The 18,016-nt window shown below is 55.1% G+C and carries 13 protein-coding genes; 9 read left to right on the top strand and 4 right to left on the bottom strand.

Translation table 11 applies throughout. From position 1 onward, the window contains the following. Nucleotides 1-205 precede the first annotated feature (205 nt). The 5 genes from hemG (at nt 206) to AC2IAX_RS09015 (ending at nt 9,960) form a co-directional block, all read left to right on the top strand. Nucleotides 206-1,699, top strand: coding sequence for a protoporphyrinogen oxidase (gene hemG / locus AC2IAX_RS09035; protein ID WP_494390244.1), 1,494 nt, complete (start codon nt 206-208; stop codon nt 1,697-1,699). Between the two features lie 456 nt (nt 1,700-2,155). Then, nucleotides 2,156-2,587, top strand: a complete 432-nt coding sequence (locus AC2IAX_RS09030) for a universal stress protein (RefSeq protein WP_494390243.1) — start codon at nt 2,156-2,158, stop codon at nt 2,585-2,587. A gap of 113 nt (nt 2,588-2,700) precedes the next feature. Next, nucleotides 2,701-5,073, top strand: coding sequence for a DNA helicase PcrA (gene pcrA, locus AC2IAX_RS09025; RefSeq protein WP_494390242.1), 2,373 nt, complete (start codon nt 2,701-2,703; stop codon nt 5,071-5,073). 216 nt (nt 5,074-5,289) lie between these two features. Next, a complete protein-coding gene (dapA, locus tag AC2IAX_RS09020) occupies nt 5,290-6,177 on the top strand; it encodes a 4-hydroxy-tetrahydrodipicolinate synthase (protein ID WP_494390241.1) in 888 nt (295 codons plus the stop codon). A 1,530-nt stretch (nt 6,178-7,707) separates the two neighbouring features. Further along, nucleotides 7,708-9,960: a ribonuclease J gene (locus tag AC2IAX_RS09015; protein WP_494390240.1), complete on the top strand. Its 2,253-nt coding sequence runs from the start codon at nt 7,708-7,710 to the stop codon at nt 9,958-9,960. 287 nt (nt 9,961-10,247) lie between these two features. Here AC2IAX_RS09015 and AC2IAX_RS09010 read toward each other — a convergent pair whose 3' ends face one another. From AC2IAX_RS09010 to rpaB, 3 genes are all read right to left on the bottom strand, one after another. Then, complete coding sequence (locus tag AC2IAX_RS09010) at nt 10,248-10,868, bottom strand: hypothetical protein (protein WP_494390239.1); 621 nt, start codon at nt 10,866-10,868, stop codon at nt 10,248-10,250. Between the two features lie 159 nt (nt 10,869-11,027). Then, nucleotides 11,028-11,687 (bottom strand): cofactor assembly of complex C subunit B, encoded by a 660-nt coding sequence (locus AC2IAX_RS09005; protein WP_494390238.1) that lies wholly within the window; start codon nt 11,685-11,687, stop codon nt 11,028-11,030. Nucleotides 11,688-11,711: 24 nt separating this feature from the next. Next, nucleotides 11,712-12,440 (bottom strand): response regulator transcription factor RpaB, encoded by a 729-nt coding sequence (rpaB, locus tag AC2IAX_RS09000; RefSeq protein WP_099531901.1) that lies wholly within the window; start codon nt 12,438-12,440, stop codon nt 11,712-11,714. 526 nt (nt 12,441-12,966) lie between these two features. Between rpaB and radA the strand changes: the two genes are divergently transcribed. Beyond that, complete coding sequence (gene radA, locus AC2IAX_RS08995; RefSeq protein WP_494390237.1) at nt 12,967-14,484, top strand: DNA repair protein RadA; 1,518 nt, start codon at nt 12,967-12,969, stop codon at nt 14,482-14,484. Here the strand turns inward: radA and AC2IAX_RS08990 are convergent. After that, nucleotides 14,481-15,542, bottom strand: coding sequence for an adenosine deaminase (locus tag AC2IAX_RS08990; protein WP_494390236.1), 1,062 nt, complete (start codon nt 15,540-15,542; stop codon nt 14,481-14,483). The genes radA and AC2IAX_RS08990 overlap by 4 nt on opposite strands. Before the next feature lie 215 nt (nt 15,543-15,757). On the opposite strand from AC2IAX_RS08990, the gene AC2IAX_RS08985 reads away from it, so the two are divergent. The 3 genes from AC2IAX_RS08985 to rplY all read left to right on the top strand — a co-directional run bounded on the left by AC2IAX_RS08985 (nt 15,758) and on the right by rplY (nt 17,889). Then, complete coding sequence (locus AC2IAX_RS08985) at nt 15,758-15,949, top strand: hypothetical protein (protein ID WP_494390235.1); 192 nt, start codon at nt 15,758-15,760, stop codon at nt 15,947-15,949. 60 nt (nt 15,950-16,009) lie between these two features. After that, the gene (locus AC2IAX_RS08980; RefSeq protein WP_494390234.1) at nt 16,010-17,335 is read left to right on the top strand and encodes an adenylosuccinate synthase; all 1,326 of its coding nucleotides are present in this window, start codon (nt 16,010-16,012) and stop codon (nt 17,333-17,335) included. A 254-nt stretch (nt 17,336-17,589) separates the two neighbouring features. Beyond that, nucleotides 17,590-17,889: a 50S ribosomal protein L25 gene (gene rplY / locus AC2IAX_RS08975; RefSeq protein ID WP_494390233.1), complete on the top strand. Its 300-nt coding sequence runs from the start codon at nt 17,590-17,592 to the stop codon at nt 17,887-17,889. Nucleotides 17,890-18,016: the final 127 nt, after the last annotated feature.

Here is an 18,016-nt window from a genome sequence, read left to right as displayed (position 1 = left end):
TTAAATCAATTAACCGGATCCGATCCCAGATCGCTTGAGGTCGAATCGACTGAAATCGATCAGAAATCAACTGCAAGCACCTGTCATCACCCGTCATTGAGGCGATTGAGTGCCATTCGTGCCCCCAGCGCAACCAGCACCATTCGTGGGCTGGCGTTTGCATTTGAAATTGTTTTGAGAAAACTGGAGAAAAGGAGATTAAGCCGTGGTGGTTGCTGCACCCATTGGGGTTCAAGGAACAACGGATCGATCGGCGGCGATCGATGTGTTGATTGTCGGCGCGGGTTTAACGGGCTTGAGCGCTGCCCACCGCTTGGTTAATCACCCCGACAACCGAGGGCGATCGACCCTGGTGGTGGAAGCGCAAAACCGTGTGGGCGGCAACATCACCACCCGATCGGCCGATGGGTTCCTGTGGGAAGAGGGGCCCAACAGCTTCGCCCCCACGCCAGAGCTGCTGAAACTGGCCGTGGAAGTGGGTTTGCAGGATGAGCTGGTGTTTGCGGATGGCAAGCTGCCCCGATTTGTCTACTGGGACGGTCGGTTACAAGCCATTCCCATGAGTCCCGGCGCATTTTGGAATTCCACCCTGCTGAGCGATCGGGGCAAAGCCAGACTGCTGCTAGGTGCGGCGGGTTTTGTGCCCCCGATCGTGGGCGCAGCCATCTCGGCAAGGGGCGGCGAAGAAACCGTCCGTGAATTCTTCACTCGCCACCTGGGCCAAGAAGCCATGGAGCGCCTCGTGGATCCCTTTATTTCGGGGGTCTATGCTGGCGATCCCGATGCCCTCAGTGCGTCGGCGGCCTTCCGCAAAATGGCCGCCATGCAAGCGGTCGGCGGTGGTTTAGGAGCCGGGGCCGCGCGGATTCTTTGGGCCAAGCGCCAAGCGGCCAAGCAAGCTCCCCCAGCCGATCCCCGCTTACCCAAGCCCAAGTCCGGGGAGTTGGGATCCTTCCGCGAGGGGCTGCAAGCCTTGCCGGAAGCAGTGGCAAGCGGTTTGGGCGATCGGGTCAAGCTGGGCTGGCAGGTGGAGACGATCGCCCGCGATCCCCAAGGCAATTACCAGGTTGCGATCGCCAGCCCCGATGGCCCCCAACAGATCACCGCGCGATCGATCATTCTGGCCACCCCGGCTCCGGTCACGGCTCAACTGCTCGAACCCCTCGCCCCCCGAGCCAGCACCGCCCTCAACGCCATTCCCTACCCCGCCGTTGCTTGCGTGATTTTGGCCTATCCCGAAACCGCCTTTGCCCAGTCCCTGCGCGGCTTTGGCAACCTGATTCCCCGCAGCCTGGGCCTGCAAACCCTAGGAACCATTTGGGCCTCCAGCCTATTTGCGGGACGCGCTCCCCAAGGTTGGGCCCACCTGATCAACTTCATTGGCGGCGCACAAAACCCCACCCTGATCAACAAAACCGAAGACGAAATCGCCCAGATGGTTCATGCGGACGTGCGGCGGATTTTGCTGAAACAGGACGTGGCTCCCAAGGTGCTGTCGGTCAAACTCTGGCGACGGGCGATTCCGCAATACACGATCGGGCATGGGGCCCGCCTGGCCACCCTGCACCAGGAACTGCAACATTGGCCCGGCCTCTTTGCTTGCAGCAACTACGAAGGCGGCGTAGCGCTGGGCGATTGCGTGCGCCATGGTTGGGAACAGGCCGACGCGATCGAGCAATTCCTCGGCAGTCGGGTCTAGGCACTCAGTCCCCTTCCACCCGATCGGGGGTCTATTTTGGGATTGCGTTGAATTGCGTTCAACCATTTCCCAAAGGGCGCACAGTTCTCCTTTCGCTGCGCGCCCTTTGTCCTGAGACCTGTTTGTTGATGCCTATTTCAACGCCAGTTCGGGTTAAGCGGGCAGCTCAATCTCCAACGCAGCCAGATTTGGGGACGGTTTCTTGAGTAGACAATCAGCCGTTGATTAACCCACTTTGTCAATCATCAACATCAAAGAATTCTTGGCGTTGTGGTGGGTCTTGGCCAAAAACTGTAAGCCATAGTCCCGCCACTGCTGGCTTAACCACCCCGCCTTTCTTCTGCTTCCCTGATCCCGAACTGACGTAATGTTAAGTCTGGTGGGGGCTGGAGCCAGATTCCAGAATTGGCGGTGTATGCTGCCTTTATTCGCAAAATCGTTAGCTAACTTGGTGCAGTGTTGAAATCAGTTTTGGTGGCCCTGGATCGATCGGCATTATCCGAGTCAGAAATTGCCATGCTGCGATCGTTCAATTTGAACGAGCAGTGCAAAGTGATTTTGGTGCATGTGATTCCGCCCAGCAGCACCGATTTGGATCAGCCGCTCGATCGCCCCCAAGGGGCTGCACCGGATTTGTATCGCGAGATTGAAACCCAACTGACGGCCTACCAAAAGCGCCTACCCTGTCCCAGCACCATTGAAATCATCAGTGGCGAACCCGCTGCGGAAATTGTCCGCTTGGCCAATATCCATCGCACCGACTTAATCATCATTGGCAGCCGGGGCCTCAGCGGCATCGATCGAATTTTGCAAGGTTCCGTCAGCAGTGATGTGCTGGAACAAGCGCCCTGTTCGGTGTTGGTGGTGAAGGCCAAAACTGCCACTTAAGTTGCGCCCGATCGCGCTGGAACTTGCCAGGGCGATCGCCCGTTTTTAGGTTCGCCTGTTTTTGGGTGTTGCCCGTTTTCAGTTTTCCATCGCCTATCCCCGTTTTTTCCCGCATGTCTGCGTTTCTTGCCCAACTGAACCCCGCCCAGCGCCGCGCCGTTGAACATTACCAGGGGCCCCTATTGGTGGTGGCGGGGGCTGGGTCGGGCAAAACCCGCGCCCTCACCTTCCGGATTGCCCACCTGATTCAACACCACCGCGTGGATCCGGATCAGATTTTGGCCGTGACCTTCACCAACAAGGCCGCACGGGAAATGAAGGAGCGGATTGAAACCCTCTTTGCCCAACAGGAGGCCCGATCGCGCTTTGGCAAGCCCTTTGACCTGTTGCGGCCCGAGGAGCAAACGCGCCTGAAATCGCAGGTCTATAAGGACACCATCAAGCACCTGTGGATCGGCACTTTTCACGCCCTCTGTGCTCGAATTCTGCGGTTTGATCTGGAAAAATTTCAACATCCCAAAGGCTATCGTTGGACTAAGAATTTCACGATTTTTGATGAATCCGATGTCCAAAGCCTGATTAAGCAAATTGTCACCAAAGATCTCAATCTGGACGATAAAAAATTTCAGCCCAGACAGGTGCGCTTTGCCATTAGCAATGCTAAAAATCAGGGTCTGTCGCCGGAAGAAGTGGAACGCAACGACCCCACTTTTCGCGGTCGGACGATCGCCACGGTTTATGATCGCTACCAAGCGGCTTTGGCGGCCAACAATGCCTTAGATTTTGATGATCTGATTGGATTACCGGTGCAGCTTTTTCAGCAAAATGAATCGGTTTTGGGCTATTGGCACAGCCGATTCCGCCATATTCTCGTGGATGAATATCAAGATACTAACCGCACCCAATACGACCTGATTCGGCTGCTGGTAACCAATGGGGAATCTTCCGAAAGCTTTGACCAGTGGAACCATCGATCGATCTTTGTGGTGGGTGATGCGGATCAGTCTATTTATTCGTTTCGAGCGGCCGACTTCACAATTCTGCTAGATTTTCAGGATGATTTTGGCGATCGACTGCCCGATGACGACACGCGGACGATGGTGAAGCTGGAGGAAAACTATCGATCGCGCGAAAACATTTTGCAGGTGGCCAACGAACTTATTGAACGCAACACAGAACGCATTGATAAAGTATTGCGGCCCACACGCGGAGCCGGTGACCCGATCGCGGTCTATGAATCAGACCACGAAATGGATGAAGCGGAGTATGTGGTTCAGAAAATTCGCAAGCTGGAGCAACAAAACCCCGAATTAAATTGGGGCAGCTTTGCTATTTTGTATCGCACCAATGCCCAATCTCGTCCCTTTGAAGATGTGTTGTTGCGGTTGGGAATTCCTTACACCATGGTGGGGGGATTACGGTTCTATGACCGCAAGGAAATTAAGGACACCCTGGCCTATTTGCGCCTGCTCACCAATCCCAACGATAGTATTAGCCTGAAGCGGGTGATTAATGTGCCCAAGCGTGGGGTGGGCAAGACCACGCTCGATCGCCTAGAGAATGCGGCCGATCAGTTGGGCGTGCCGCTTTGGGAAATTCTGAGTGATGAAACGTCGGTGAAAACCCTGGCCGGACGCACGGCTAAGCCCTTGTTGGAGTTTGTGCAAATGATCCAAACCTGGCAAGGCCAGGTGGATCAACAACCCGCCGCCACAATTTTGGATGGCATTCTTCAGGGATCGGGCTACGTGCGGGAATTGCAAGCGGAGGGCACGGATGAAGCGAGCGATCGCCTGGCGAATTTGGCGGAATTGGCCAACGCCATGACCCAATATGCGGAAGACACCAGCGACGGATCCTTGACGAACTTTCTGGAAAATGCGGCGCTGGCTTCGGATTTGGATGATTTGAAGGAGGGCAAAAACGCCGTGTCCCTGATGACGCTCCATGCGGCCAAGGGGCTGGAATTTCCGGTGGTGTTTTTGGTGGGGCTGGAACAGGGACTGTTTCCCAACTTCCGTTCCATGGACGATCCCCGATCGCTCGAAGAAGAGCGCCGCCTTTGCTATGTGGGCATTACCCGCGCCCAGGAGCAATTGTTCTTAACCCATGCCCAGGAGCGGCGGCTTTGGGGAGGAATGCGCGAGCCTTCGGTTCCTTCGGTGTTTTTGGGTGAGCTGCCGCCGGAGCACTTAATTGCCGAGGGGCGGAGCAATCGTCGATCGGGGCCCACGGCCTTGGCGGGATCGGCCAATCGGCGATCGGCTGCGGCCCGACCCACCCCCAAACCCAATCCGCGCCCGACCAAAACCACGCCGCCCCAAGCTTGGGAAGTGGGCGATCGGGTGATTCACGACACCTTTGGCGAGGGTAAGGTGATACATGTGTTTGAAAACGGGCGCAAGGTCACCATTTCAGTGCGATTTCCCGGCTTGGGTCAAAAAATCTTTGATCCCAACCTGGCTCCTCTCCAGCGTTTGGATTAGGCCACTGCCCGATCGTCAGTGCCGGAGTTTTTCTGGGGCGATCGACCCAGGGAGGGATCCCCGAAAAATAGCGAAAACCGGTTGATTAATCCTTAGGAAAACTCGCTGGAAACCCCGCAAGCGCCTGATCGCCCATTGGGCCGTGCGCGATCGCCCAAATCAGCTAAGATGGCATCAACTAAACGTAACGTCGCTCTAACTTAAGGACAATACTGGGTGATTGACTTCGGACGAGTCATGACCGCGATGATCGTGCCGTTTGCCCAAGATGGCAGCGTTAACTACACGATCGTCGAGCAACTGACGCGCAATCTCGTGGCGCACGGAACCGACACACTGGTGGTGTGCGGCACGACCGGTGAATCGCCAACCTTAACCTGGGACGAAGAATACGAACTGTTTCGCATCGTTAAGCAAGCGGCGGGCAGCGCCAAGGTGATGGCCGGCACGGGATCCAACTCAACCCGCGAGGCGATCGCCGCCACCGAAAAGGCCGCGAAGCTCGGTCTGGACGGTTCGTTGCAAGTGGTTCCCTACTACAACAAACCGCCCCAAGAGGGACTCGCCGCCCATTTCCGGGCGATCGCCGCCGCCGTGCCCGAGTTCCCCCTGATGCTGTACAACATTCCGGGACGCACGGGCCAAAACCTGCTGCCGGAAACGGTGGCCCAACTGGCGGAATTGCCGAATATTGTGGCGATCAAAGAAGCCAGCGGTAACCTTGACCAAGTGAGCGCCGTCCGTCGTCTGACTCCGCCCACCTTCAAGATCTATTCTGGAGACGATTCCCTGACCTTGCCCATGTTGGCGGTGGGGGCCTCGGGGGTGGTCAGCGTGGCCAGCCATCTCGTGGGCGATCGGATTCAAAGCATGATTCGCGCCTTTGAAGCGGGCCAGGTCAACGACGCATTGACAGAACATTTGGCTTTGTTACCCTTGTTTAAAGCCTTGTTCTTGACCACGAATCCAATTCCCGTCAAAGCCGCGCTAGAACTGTTAGGCTGGGAAGTGGGGGAACCGCGCCTGCCGTTGATCCCTTGCCCGGATCCTGTTCGCCAAGCCCTGAAACAGGCAATGGCGGAGTTAGACCTGCTGCCACAGTGAACTAGCAACAGTCGCTGACAACCAACGGGTGATCGATCGGTGATTGCTGGGTAACTGATGGACAATCAGCGAGCGATGAACCAAATGCGCGATCGACCCTTTCTTGATCGCCCCACGCCAATAGACGAAGGACAGCCCTAGGGCGATTACTGCACAAGCTATTGGGTCAAAGATTGAGCAAAATACTAGGTAGAAAGTACTGAGTAGAATGTTAATCAACGACTTTCAACTTTGCTCAGAACCAGCAATATCAGTTCAAAAAATTGCAAGTTTGTTGCCTCGATGAAGCTTTAAGTTGGTTTCAAATCGTTGATCGTTGAGTCACGGACTCTTGGATAAAATAAACCGCCCGATCGCTCAAGCCATTAACTCACCATCATCCCGATCGAGTGGCATAGGATTAAGTCATCCAAATTAAGTCATCCAAATTCCAAAACTTGGATTAGACTGAGAGCAAATTGGCACTGCCCAGCCCTTCAAGATTCGAGGGCCGCTTAAAATTAAAGCACCAGATTCCGGATTAACTAAAAGCTCTGACTAAAAATTTTGAATCAGCAGTTTGTTAAAGCAACTCAGTGCAACCGGTTCATAAAACAGTTCCATTAAAAAAATCCACTAAGCGGCTCAACTAAAATCTCGCTCACAACCCATTGCAAACCCCAATTAACCCATTCAACAAGCCCATTGCCGTTAACCATGTTAAAAAACATCCGATCGCTCAGCATGACTCAATCATCGTTTTCTCAACAACCTGTGAAATCTGCAAAATTTTCAACGGCTCATTGCGAGCAGGGAGCTGCAAGCTAATCATGAATCCGGAATATCTGACAGTGGCTTGTTTAATAAGAATGGGAGTCCCCGCATTTGATTGCTCTTAGAACTGCTGAGGGGTTCGATTTTTTGAACAATCTTTTGAGCGCTCTAAATAATCCTCATTTGGAATCCTCATTTGGAATCCTCATTTGGAATTCCCATTTGGAATCCCGATTTTGAGAGCAATCATTGTGTTGAATTTAGACTGATTGGCGGTGGCGAATTGGATCGATCGAACGGATCCACCGACCGATCTTGAAACAAGTTTTTTCCCCAGATGGTTACCCCTTGATGCAATTCATGAGTTTGGTGAATGTGTTGAACCTAGAAGATTCGGCACAGCATTTCACAGGATTTTGCACAGCAGATTTGCACAGCAGAATTTTGTACAGCAGGACTTTGCGCCGCTTTTCAGAAAGCGTCTTCTTGAAGAACTTTTGAAAAACCTTCAAGAAGGTTCTGCCAGCTTCGGGCCCCAATCCCGACCCAAGTTTCCCGCAGCAGCAACCCACCGCCGATCGTGTAATTCGGCTGGGGATGACGGGTTGATTGAGACAACCAGCTCAATCGTTTAACAGGCTGAGTACCGCCCATCACTAACCATCAAAAATCAGGTTTGCTCCTTTCCCAATGAGAGGACATGACGGTACTCCCCCATTCGTTGCTAACAGTCTGGTGACCGGTTCCAACGCTAAATAGTGAAATTTTTGGAGGCAAATGACTCAAGTTAGAAAGCGAATTCGTCAGCAAGCAGATTCCGAATCTTCCGTGGCTAACGGTGGCGAGCTGGCCAGCGAGTTGGCCCGTGGAATGAATCCCGAAATTTCCGCAACCCCGATCGCCCCTGGAAGTAAAAACGTGGCAGCAAAAGACGTGAAAGATAGCTCCCGTGATGATGTTCGGCGCTCTGCTCCTGGCGTAATTCGCAAGCGAAACTCCAACTCCCAAGCCACCCCCAAGAAATTGTTGCAAGCAGATCATGCTGCGACCTTTGATCAATCGTTTGCTCAATCAACCGATCGTACCTTTTCCCCCTCTATCCCTATGAGTCAAAACCTCGTGACCGCTCCCCCCAGAACTAACTTTTCGGCTGCTCAACCTTCGACCCAATTCATCAGCAACGGCAAGCCCGGAACGCTGAAAATTATTCCTCTGGGTGGCTTGCATGAAATTGGTAAAAACACCTGCATCTTCGAATATGAAGATGAAATCATGATGCTGGATGCGGGGCTGGCTTTCCCCACCGATGGAATGCACGGCATTCAAATTGTGCTGCCGGATATGACTTATCTGCGGGACAATCGCGAAAAAATTAAGGGCATGATTGTCACCCACGGTCACGAAGACCACATTGGCGGCATTGCCTTCCACCTGAAGCAAGTGGATATTCCGGTGATCTATGGTCCGCGTCTGGCGATGGCGCTGCTGTCGGACAAATTGGAAGAAGCCGGCGTGAGCGATCGCACGGAAATTCGCACCGTGGGCCCGCGCGAATTTGTGCGAGTGGGAACCAAGTTTCTGGTGGAATTTATCCGCAATACCCACTCGATGGCTGACAGTTTTTCGGTGGCGATTCACACGCCACTGGGTGTGGTGATTCACACGGGTGATTTCAAGTTTGATCACACGCCCGTTGATGGTGAATATTTCGATCTTCAGCGGTTGGCGGAATACGGTGAAAAGGGCGTTTTGTGCCTGATCAGTGATTCAACCAACGCGGAAATTCCCGGTTTCACCCCTTCGGAAAAGTCGGTTTATCCGAATTTGGAACGGGCCTTTGCAAAAGCACCGGGTCGCCTGTTGGTGACGACGTTTGCGTCATCGGTGCATCGGGTGAACATGATTTTGGACATTGCCCACAAGCAAGGCCGGGTGGTGTCGGTGCTGGGTCGATCGATGCTAAATACGATCGCCCATGCGCGCAACTTGGGCTACGTGAAATGCCCGGATGATCTGTTTGTGCCGATTCATGAGCTGCAAAATTACCCCGATCACAAGGTGGTGATTTTGACCACCGGTTCCCAGGGCGAGCCGCTGTCGGCCCTGACGCGAATTTCCAAGGGCGAACATCGCCAAATCAAGATTCGCAATGGCGATACGGTGGTGCTGTCGGCGAATCCGATTCCCGGCAACACGATCGCGGTGGTGAACACGATCGACCGGCTGATGATGCTGGGGGCGAATGTGGTCTATGGGCGCGACAAGGGGATTCACGTTTCCGGTCACGGCTCCCAGGAAGATCACAAGCTGATGATTAGCCTGACGCGGCCCAAGTTCTTCATGCCGGTGCATGGTGAGCACCGGATGTTGGTGAAGCACGCGGAAATTGCCCAGAGCTTGGGCATTCCGGCGGACAACATGGTGATCATCGAAAATGGCGATGTGGTGGAACTGACCCAGGATTCGATCAAGATTGGCGATCGGGTTCCTTCGGGGATTGAGCTGGTGGATGCGTCTCGATCGGGTGTGGTGAGCGATCGGGCCCTGCGCGAACGGCAACAGTTGGCCAACGAAGGCCTGGTGACCGTTGCCGCCAGCATCTACAGCACGGGTCAGTTGGCCTGCGATCCCCAGGTGCATATGAGCGGTGTGGTCAGCAGCATTGACCCATCCAAGCTGGCAGGAGCGATCGGGGCAACCTTGAAAAACTTCCTCAGCAACCGATTTGAGCGTTTTGTCACCAATCCAGCTCGCCGCAGCGATGACGATATCGATTGGGGCGGCCTGAAGGTGGAACTGGAGCGCGAATTCCAGCGGCTGTTGCGTCGCGACTTTGTGGGCACGCCTCAGGTGGTGGTGTTGGTGCAGCCGATCGCGGCTCCGATTTCTGTGCGGCGCGATCGCCCGGCTCCGGCTGCCCCGACGGGCAACGCTGCCGTTGCCGCTGCCGCCGACTCGATCTCCTCTGAGTCTCCCGCCACGCCTTCGGGTCGCCGCCGCCGCCGCACGGCTGCCAGCGTTGCTTCCTAAGGCCAACACCTGAAATCCGCTGATCGATTGGAACTGATCGATTGAAAGTTGTTGAAAGTTGTTGAAAGTTGTTGATCGATCGCGGCAATTTCTAACTTTCTAACTTCTAGTAGCACAGTAAGCTTCAGTGGCTGACTTCAGAAATCGTCCAATTCTTAATCAATTTTGGTTGAGAAATGAGATGATCCAGCCCCCGAAGACTGCTGTGCTACTGCATTGTTGAATCTGTTATCAACCTGTGTCAGTACCCCAAAGCACTCCTCAAATATCCTCTCAGGGACTTCCATTTAAGGGGCTTGGCCAGTCACGCAGAACGTTAAAATTCCGAGAATCCGATCAAGCTGATTGAGGTAATACTCATCTAAATCAATTTCTAAAATTAGTCTGCTGTCGTGATCGCGTAGCCCTAAAAACTTCCAAGTGGTTCCGGTGGTCACCACTCCATAAATCGATGGAATCGGATCATTGGCCTGCTGATTGAATCGCCAAGCTGCGACCATTTCAGCCACACATTGCCCCAAACCACTATTGATGTTTTCACGCTTGGCTTCTACCAATACGGTTACGGGTGATTTCAAGAGCAATAGTTCGGGCGATCGCGCCACTAAAAAATCGCAACGGCCGTTCAATCCACAGCTCGGATCAATATCAAAATCAATCCCAGAAAATAAGCTAATTTGCCCCGCCAGTTGTCGCCGTAGCTCCACCAAGATAGGCGCAATAATCCATTCCGATCGGGCCTTTTCCGTATTACTGGCTAGGGCCAAAGGAACATTTTCTTGCAGCAGTTCCCGCAGGCGATCGCTCGGATGAATCGGCGGCACTGGCTCAAAATGATGAGGTCGATCGTATAGATTCAGGGAAAATTGGTCGATCGCCTGGGCCAAACTAAAGTCGCTGTATGCCATAACCCGCTCTCGATCGATGAGGTATTGCCGGCCGCAAGGGATTAGCTCCATTGCTCGCGCTGCCCCCTGTTGGCTCGTTCTTCAATAGGGCATGGTCACGATCGTACAGCGCTTCCAAAGGGTTGCGAGCCACCGTTGATCGCGAGTCATCGCCATACCTCACAAAGTTGCGGCTTCGATCGAGTTAGCGAGCTTATCCGCAATGCCCGCAATCCAGCGCTCGTCTTGGTTGGTGTAACTGCGGGGGGCGTTGGCTCCCAAAATCAACACGCCCCGATCGCCCAAAGGCTGCACAATCACGCCCTGGGTATTTTCGGGTAAATAGTCAAACTCAATCCGGCCGGGATAAACCTTCAAATCCACAAGGTAGATCGGCTGCTGTTTATCGATCGCCCGCTGGACGATCGGCCCCGGTTTGACGATCGCTTGCGGGCCCAAAACACCGCGCCGGAGCAATGTTTGCCCCGCCGCGCGATCGCCCCGGTAAACCACCACCGATCGGGTCACCGTGTTGGTTAGCAACAGGTGGGAAGCCCAGGCCAATTCCACCTGCAACGGGCGATCGAGATCGGGCGCTAGCTCAAACCCTTCCGACCCCGTTAGTGTCACCGCATCCGGCAACTTGGGTTGCACCCGCTGCCAGAGCAACCCGGTCAAAATCAAGAAAGCACAGGCGATCGTCCCTGCCACGTCCGATCGCGCCTGCCACTCGCTGATTTGAGGAGTCCAGAGCCGATTCACAAACAGCCCCACCCCGATCGCCATGCCCACCGCGATCGGCAAATTTTGCAGCCAACGATTGGTTTGCGATCGCGCCATAGCTGCCGGGGGCCCGCCGGGCCCCTAAACCTCGTTTGCGTCCAGGATGCGTTGGAACAGGTAACCCGTGCCCCGCGCCGTCAAGATCAGTTCCGGATTGCTGGGGTCTTCCTCCAGCTTGGCCCGCAGTCGAGAAATGTGAACATCCACCACGCGCGTGTCCACATGGCGCTCGGGCGTGTAGCCCCAAACTTCCTGCAAAATCTCTGCCCGCGAGAATGGTTCGCCCGATCGCGACACCAACAGCTCCAACAGGCTAAATTCCATCCCCGTCAGCCGAATGCGCTCATCGCCCTTGTAAACCTGGCGCTTATTGGTGTCAATGCGAATGTTGGCCACCTGAATCACGCCGGAGCTGGGAATTCCGGAGGCGTGGTTTTTGTCCACCCGTCGCAGCACCGAACGAATCCGAGCTTCCAACTCCTTGGGCGAAAAGGGCTTCACCACATAATCATCGGCCCCCAATTCCAGACCCGTGATTCGATCGGCCACATCGCCCAGCGCCGTGAGCATAATGATCGGAATATCCGATTCCTTGCGGAGTTCCTGGCACACGCCATAGCCATCCAGCTTTGGCATCATCACATCCAACACCACCAGATCCGGCCCCGCCTTCCGAAACACGTCCAGGGCTTCTTCGCCATCGGCAGCCGTGACCACCTCATAGCCAATCATAGACAGGCGGGTTTCTAGAATACGGCGAATGCTGGCTTCGTCGTCAACAACCAGGATTTTTTCTTTGTGACTATCCAAGGAGAGGCCTCCTCCAATGGCTTTAACTTCTGCGTGAACTTTTGCGTGTTTTTGAATCGCTATCTTTCGGCTTTTATCGCTTTATTGTACCGAGGACATTTAAAGAGGCAATTCTAACCGCCGTTTCTCTTCCGTTTTGGAGATTATCAGTCGATCGCGGCGCAGGTTGAGGGCTGATTTCGGCAAAATGGATTGACAAATTGCCCACTCTGATGTGCGATGGGAGCGCATTTGACTCCAATTCTTTGAAGTCCGGAAGTGTAACTGATTGGGAATGCACCCTTTATTAAAAACAAGCGGGGTGTCTGTCGCCATGTTGCAACGAAATTGAAACAATTGCAGAAATTTCTTAATTTGTTGTGCTTTTGTGGATTCTTCTTCCGTGGGTTGCCATTCTAGGGATGGCCATTCCTGGAGTGGCCCTTAAAAGGCAAAGGAATTACTAGGCTGGGGGAACTGAATTGAACCAGCGCCAAATGGGGTGAAAAACGGCCGCCAAGGGCTGGATCAAAGGGGAGACGATCGCATGGCGAAGGTAAAAACCCGCTACGTTTGCAGCGCCTGCGGAGGCGTGGAAGCCCAAATGTTCGGGCGCTGTCCCAGTTGTGGCCAGTGGGGCACTCTGGTGGAAGAGGTGTTGGCTCCGGAACCCAGCGCCACGGGCCGAGCCGCCGTGGCCGCCACCACCCGATCGCGCAAGGGATCTCGCCCCCAAGAGCCGGCCAGCCCGATCGCGGCTCGTACCTTGGCCGAAATTCGCGATCGCCCCCGATCTCGCTGGGCTTCTGGGTTTCGAGAACTCGATCGAGTTTTGGGCGGGGGAATTGTGCCCGGCTCCTTGGTGTTGATTGGCGGCGATCCGGGCATCGGTAAATCAACCCTGTTGTTGCAAACGGCTAACCAACTGGCTCGATCGCGCCGAGTCCTTTACGTTTGTGCCGAAGAATCGGGACAGCAGGTGAAGTTGCGGGCCCAGCGATTGGGGGTACAGGCTCCGGCGGCGGAATTGATCTCGGGCCAGCTCCCGGAGGAATCACCGGACGATCGCGCCGATTTATACCTGCTGCCGGAAACGGATTTAGAGCCAATTTTGGCGGAAATTGAAAGCTTGCGACCGGCGATCGCCATTATCGACAGCGTGCAGGCGATTTATTTGCCCGCGCTGGCTTCTGCACCGGGATCCGTGGCCCAAGTGCGGGAATGTACTTCGGCCCTGATGCGGCTGGCCAAGCGGCAGGATGTGGCCATGTTGTTGGTGGGCCATGTGACCAAGGAGGGGGCGATCGCCGGGCCCAAGGTGCTGGAGCATTTGGTGGATACGGTGCTCTATTTTGAGGGCGATCGATTTGCCAGTTTTCGCCTGTTGCGATCGGTTAAAAATCGCTTTGGCGCAACCCAGGAGTTGGGTGTGTTTGAAATGGTCGATCGGGGGCTGTTGGAAGTGGCCAACCCCTCCGCCCTCTTTTTGGGCAACCGGGATGAGCGCGTCCCGGGCACGGCGACGATCGTGGCCTGCGAAGGAACCCGCCCGATCGTGGCGGAACTGCAAGCCCTCGTCAGCCCCACAAGCTATTCCTCGCCCCGCCGCGTCACCACGGGCATGGAATATAACCGGCTGCTGCAAATTTTGGCGGTGCTGGAAAAACGGGTGGGCGTGCCCCTGTCGCGGCTCGATGCCTACGTGTCCACCTCCGGCGGCCTGAGCGTGGAGGAACCGGCGGCGGATTTGGGGGTGGCCGTGGCCCTGGTGGCCAGTTTCCGCGATCGCATCGTTGATCCGGGCACGGTGCTGATTGGCGAGGTGGGTTTGGGCGGCCAAGTGCGCCCCGTTTCCCAACTGGAATTGCGGCTCAAGGAAGCCGCGAAATTAGGATTTAAACGGGCGATCGTGCCCAAGGGTTCCGATGTGCGAATTCGGGGAATGGAACTGATCCCCGTGGGGCGGCTGGTGGATGCGATCGGGGCGGCCATGGCGCGATCGATGGCGGCCGATGCCGCTCCCGATCCGGAAACCAGCGATCTCAGTGAGCAGCCCGTGGGTTAACCCAAAGCGCCTAGGGGTTGGTTGCTGACCCGATCGCGCGGAATTTTGCGATCGAACAAACTGCCCAAAACGGCCGCCGGGCGAGCACTGTGGGGCCAAGCAAACGCATGGCGAAACGCTGCTTCTTGGCAGGCTTCCAACTGCTCAAAATCAATCACATCCAAGGTCAGCAGGGTTTCGTATTCAAAGGGTAACCGCACATTATGCAACCCCGCATTGTCGGTGCAAATGGCAATTTCAACCCCCGCCTCAAAGCAGCGATCGAACACGGTTTTCAGTTCCCGTAAATCGCTCATGGTTCCCGTTTTGAGATAGGTGGTGGGGCACACTTCCAAACATTGTCCCCGGCGGGCCAAATCGGGCAACAGTTCGGGATATTGCAGGGGAATTTGAATCCCATGGCCAATTCGCATCAACAGTGGCAAGAGGTCGGGACATTGCCCCATGGGCGTTTCGTAAACATGGCCTGTGGTTTTGAGACCGAGCGATCGCGCCAATTCGTATAGCTCAATCCACTCATGCAATCGATCGCCATACAAATCGTCCCCACCCGCCAGGTCGATCGCGCAAACATAGTCCCGTGATTGGGCTGCTAGCTCCACGATCGCCCGATTCACCTCATAGGGCAACTTGACATGCATACATAAAATTTGGCTGGTGACGATCGGGCAATCCACCACCTGGCTGGCCTGGCCCACCGTTTGCACAATGTCAGCCATCCGATCGATCCGCTCTCCCATCGGCAAATGCTCAGGGGTGCGCAGATAGGGCGTGTAGCGCAACTCCAAATAGGCCAGATTTTCAAAAATGTAGGCCCCCCGAATCAGGCGATAGATGAAATAGGGCAACATTTCCTGGGTCTGCACACTTTCCACCAACGAATGCAGCTCCAAATACTCCGCCAGGGTTTTGCGAGGACGGGTGTAGAAATCCTCAAATGCCCCATAGTCTGGAAATTGGGTCGTTAAGTCCGATCGATGCCGTTCAAAATAGCGCCACAGCACCCGAGGCACGACCGAACCACCCAAATGCCGATGCAGTTCTGCATGTAATGCCATAGAAGCGTCCCCGAGAGTACTGAGTCTTGCGAGCGATCGCGATCGAAGCTGGAAATCGTCCCGATCGGGCCCAGGGCCTATCGTCAAATTGCCCAAAACCCGAGATCTGCCGTTAGCGGATCGTGGGGAGCAAGGGGCTTAGGGCCTATCGTCAAATTGCCCAAAACCCGAGATCTGCCGTTAGCGGATCGTGGGGAGCAAGGGGCTTAAGCCCCTTGTCTAAGACGATTGGGGAACGGAAAACCAACCGTTTCAGCATCACCTCGAAAAATGACGACAGGGCCCAAGAACCGGCGATCATTTCGATATTTTTATTGTTGCTTAAGAAAATTAAATCGGGCGCGATCGCCCGAGCCTATATCCCCCCGAGCGATTTCACCCAGTCACCGCCTCGATCGCCCGGTTGACACCTTTACACCTCGATCCTGATAATCGTCGTTTGTGTAAACTCAAACACCGCTAAACCGTTGGCTAACGTCGTTGTAATTGGGGCCCAGTGGGGCGACGAGGGCAAAGGCAAAATTACAGATCTCCTCAGTCGGTCGGCCGACGTGGTAGTTCGCTACCAAGGGGGGGTCAATGCCGGACACACGGTCGTTGTTCAAGACCAAGTGTTCAAACTGCACCTCATTCCGTCTGGCATTTTGTATCCCGAAACCGAGTGCATCATTGGCTCGGGCACGGTCATTGATCCGCAAGTGCTGATTGAAGAACTCGATCAGCTCGTGGCGTTGGGCATTTCAACGGACAACCTGTTGATTGCGGAAACGGCCCACGTGACCATGCCCTATCACCGGCTGATCGATCGCGCGGCGGAGGAAAAACGCGGTAACTACAAGATTGGGACGACGGGGCGCGGCATTGGCCCGACCTACGCCGACAAATCCGAGCGTACCGGTATCCGGGTCATGGATTTGATCGATCGCGAGGCGCTGCCAGACTTGCTGCGCTGGACGATCGCCCAAAAGAACGTCATTCTCGAAAAGCTCTACGACCTGCCGCCGCTGGACGCGGAAGCGGTGATTGAAGAGTATTTGGCCTATGGCGATCGACTGCGGCCCCATGTGATCGACGCATCGCTCAAAATTGCCGACGCGGTGAAGCAAAAACGAAACGTCCTGTTTGAAGGGGCCCAAGGGACGCTTCTGGATCTCGACCACGGGACTTATCCCTATGTCACCTCTTCCAATCCGGTGGCTGGGGGAGCCTGCATCGGGGCAGGCGTGGGCCCCACCATCATCGATCGGGTGATTGGCGTGGCCAAGGCCTACACCACCCGCGTTGGCGAAGGCCCCTTCCCCACGGAAGCCCTGGACGAAACCGGAGAACATTTGGGCGAACGGGGGGCCGAGTTTGGCACCACCACGGGCCGCAAGCGCCGTTGCGGTTGGTTTGATGCGGTGATTGGCCGCTATGCCGCCCGGATCAATGGGCTGGATTGCTTGGCCATCACCAAGTTGGACGTGCTGGATGAGCTGGCGGAAATCAAAGTTTGCGTGGCCTACGAAATCGACGGCCAACGCTGCGAAAATTTCCCCGCCGGGTCACACCAATTCGCCAAGTGCCAGCCGATTTATGAAACCCTGCCCGGTTGGCAAACGTCCACCAGCGGTTGTCGCAACCTGGAAGATTTGCCCAAGCAGGCGCTGGACTATCTGAAGTTTTTGGCGGAGTTGATGGACGTGCCGATCGCGATTGTTTCCTTGGGAGCCAGCCGCGATCAAACGATCATCATCGAAGACCCGATTCACGGCCCCAAACGTGCCTTGCTGTACGAAAACGGCCAGGGTTAACCCGCAAGACCAGACTTGTAACCCCCTAGGGACAGGTTTGCTAGGGGCAGGCTGGAAACCTGCCCCGATGACAATCTCTTCCCGTTTTTGATCATTCCCGATCAAAATCACCTTGTGAAAGCAGTTCCTCAAGATTGGGGAATGGGGTTGAATTTCTGTTAATATTCTCTGGCTTTCTACGCCGACGATAGCTCGATCGCCCGCCGATTCTTGCTTGACTAAGTGCGATCGATCCCACAATAGGAGAACCATCCATGAGCCTTACTTTTGAAGCCCAAGTCCGACCCGAAGGCAGCAAGCCCGGTGCTCTGCGTCGCGAAGGTTTGATTCCGGCGAACCTCTACGGTCACGACGGTGCAAACTCGGTGTTGCTGACGATCAATGCCCGGGATTTGGGTTACATGCTGCGATCGGTTAAGGTGGGCGAAACTCCGGTTGAACTCACGATCGCTGATTTGAACTGGAAGGGTTCCGTGGTGCTGCAAGAAGTGCAGAAGCACCCCTGGAAGTCAGCCATGGTCTATCACGTCAGCTTCCTGGCTGCTAAGGGTTAAATCGCCTGGCAATCGGACGGGATGCTTGATGAAGCGAAGGTAGGGCAATTGAGTTTCGATTGCCCTACTTTGTGTTTTGAACCCATGTTGAACCCATGTTGAACTGGGAACCCTGGGCGTTCAACCC

The sequence above is a fragment of the Limnothrix sp. HT2024 genome (genome assembly GCF_059138625.1).
This window is presented reverse-complemented; position numbering and strand designations above follow the sequence as displayed.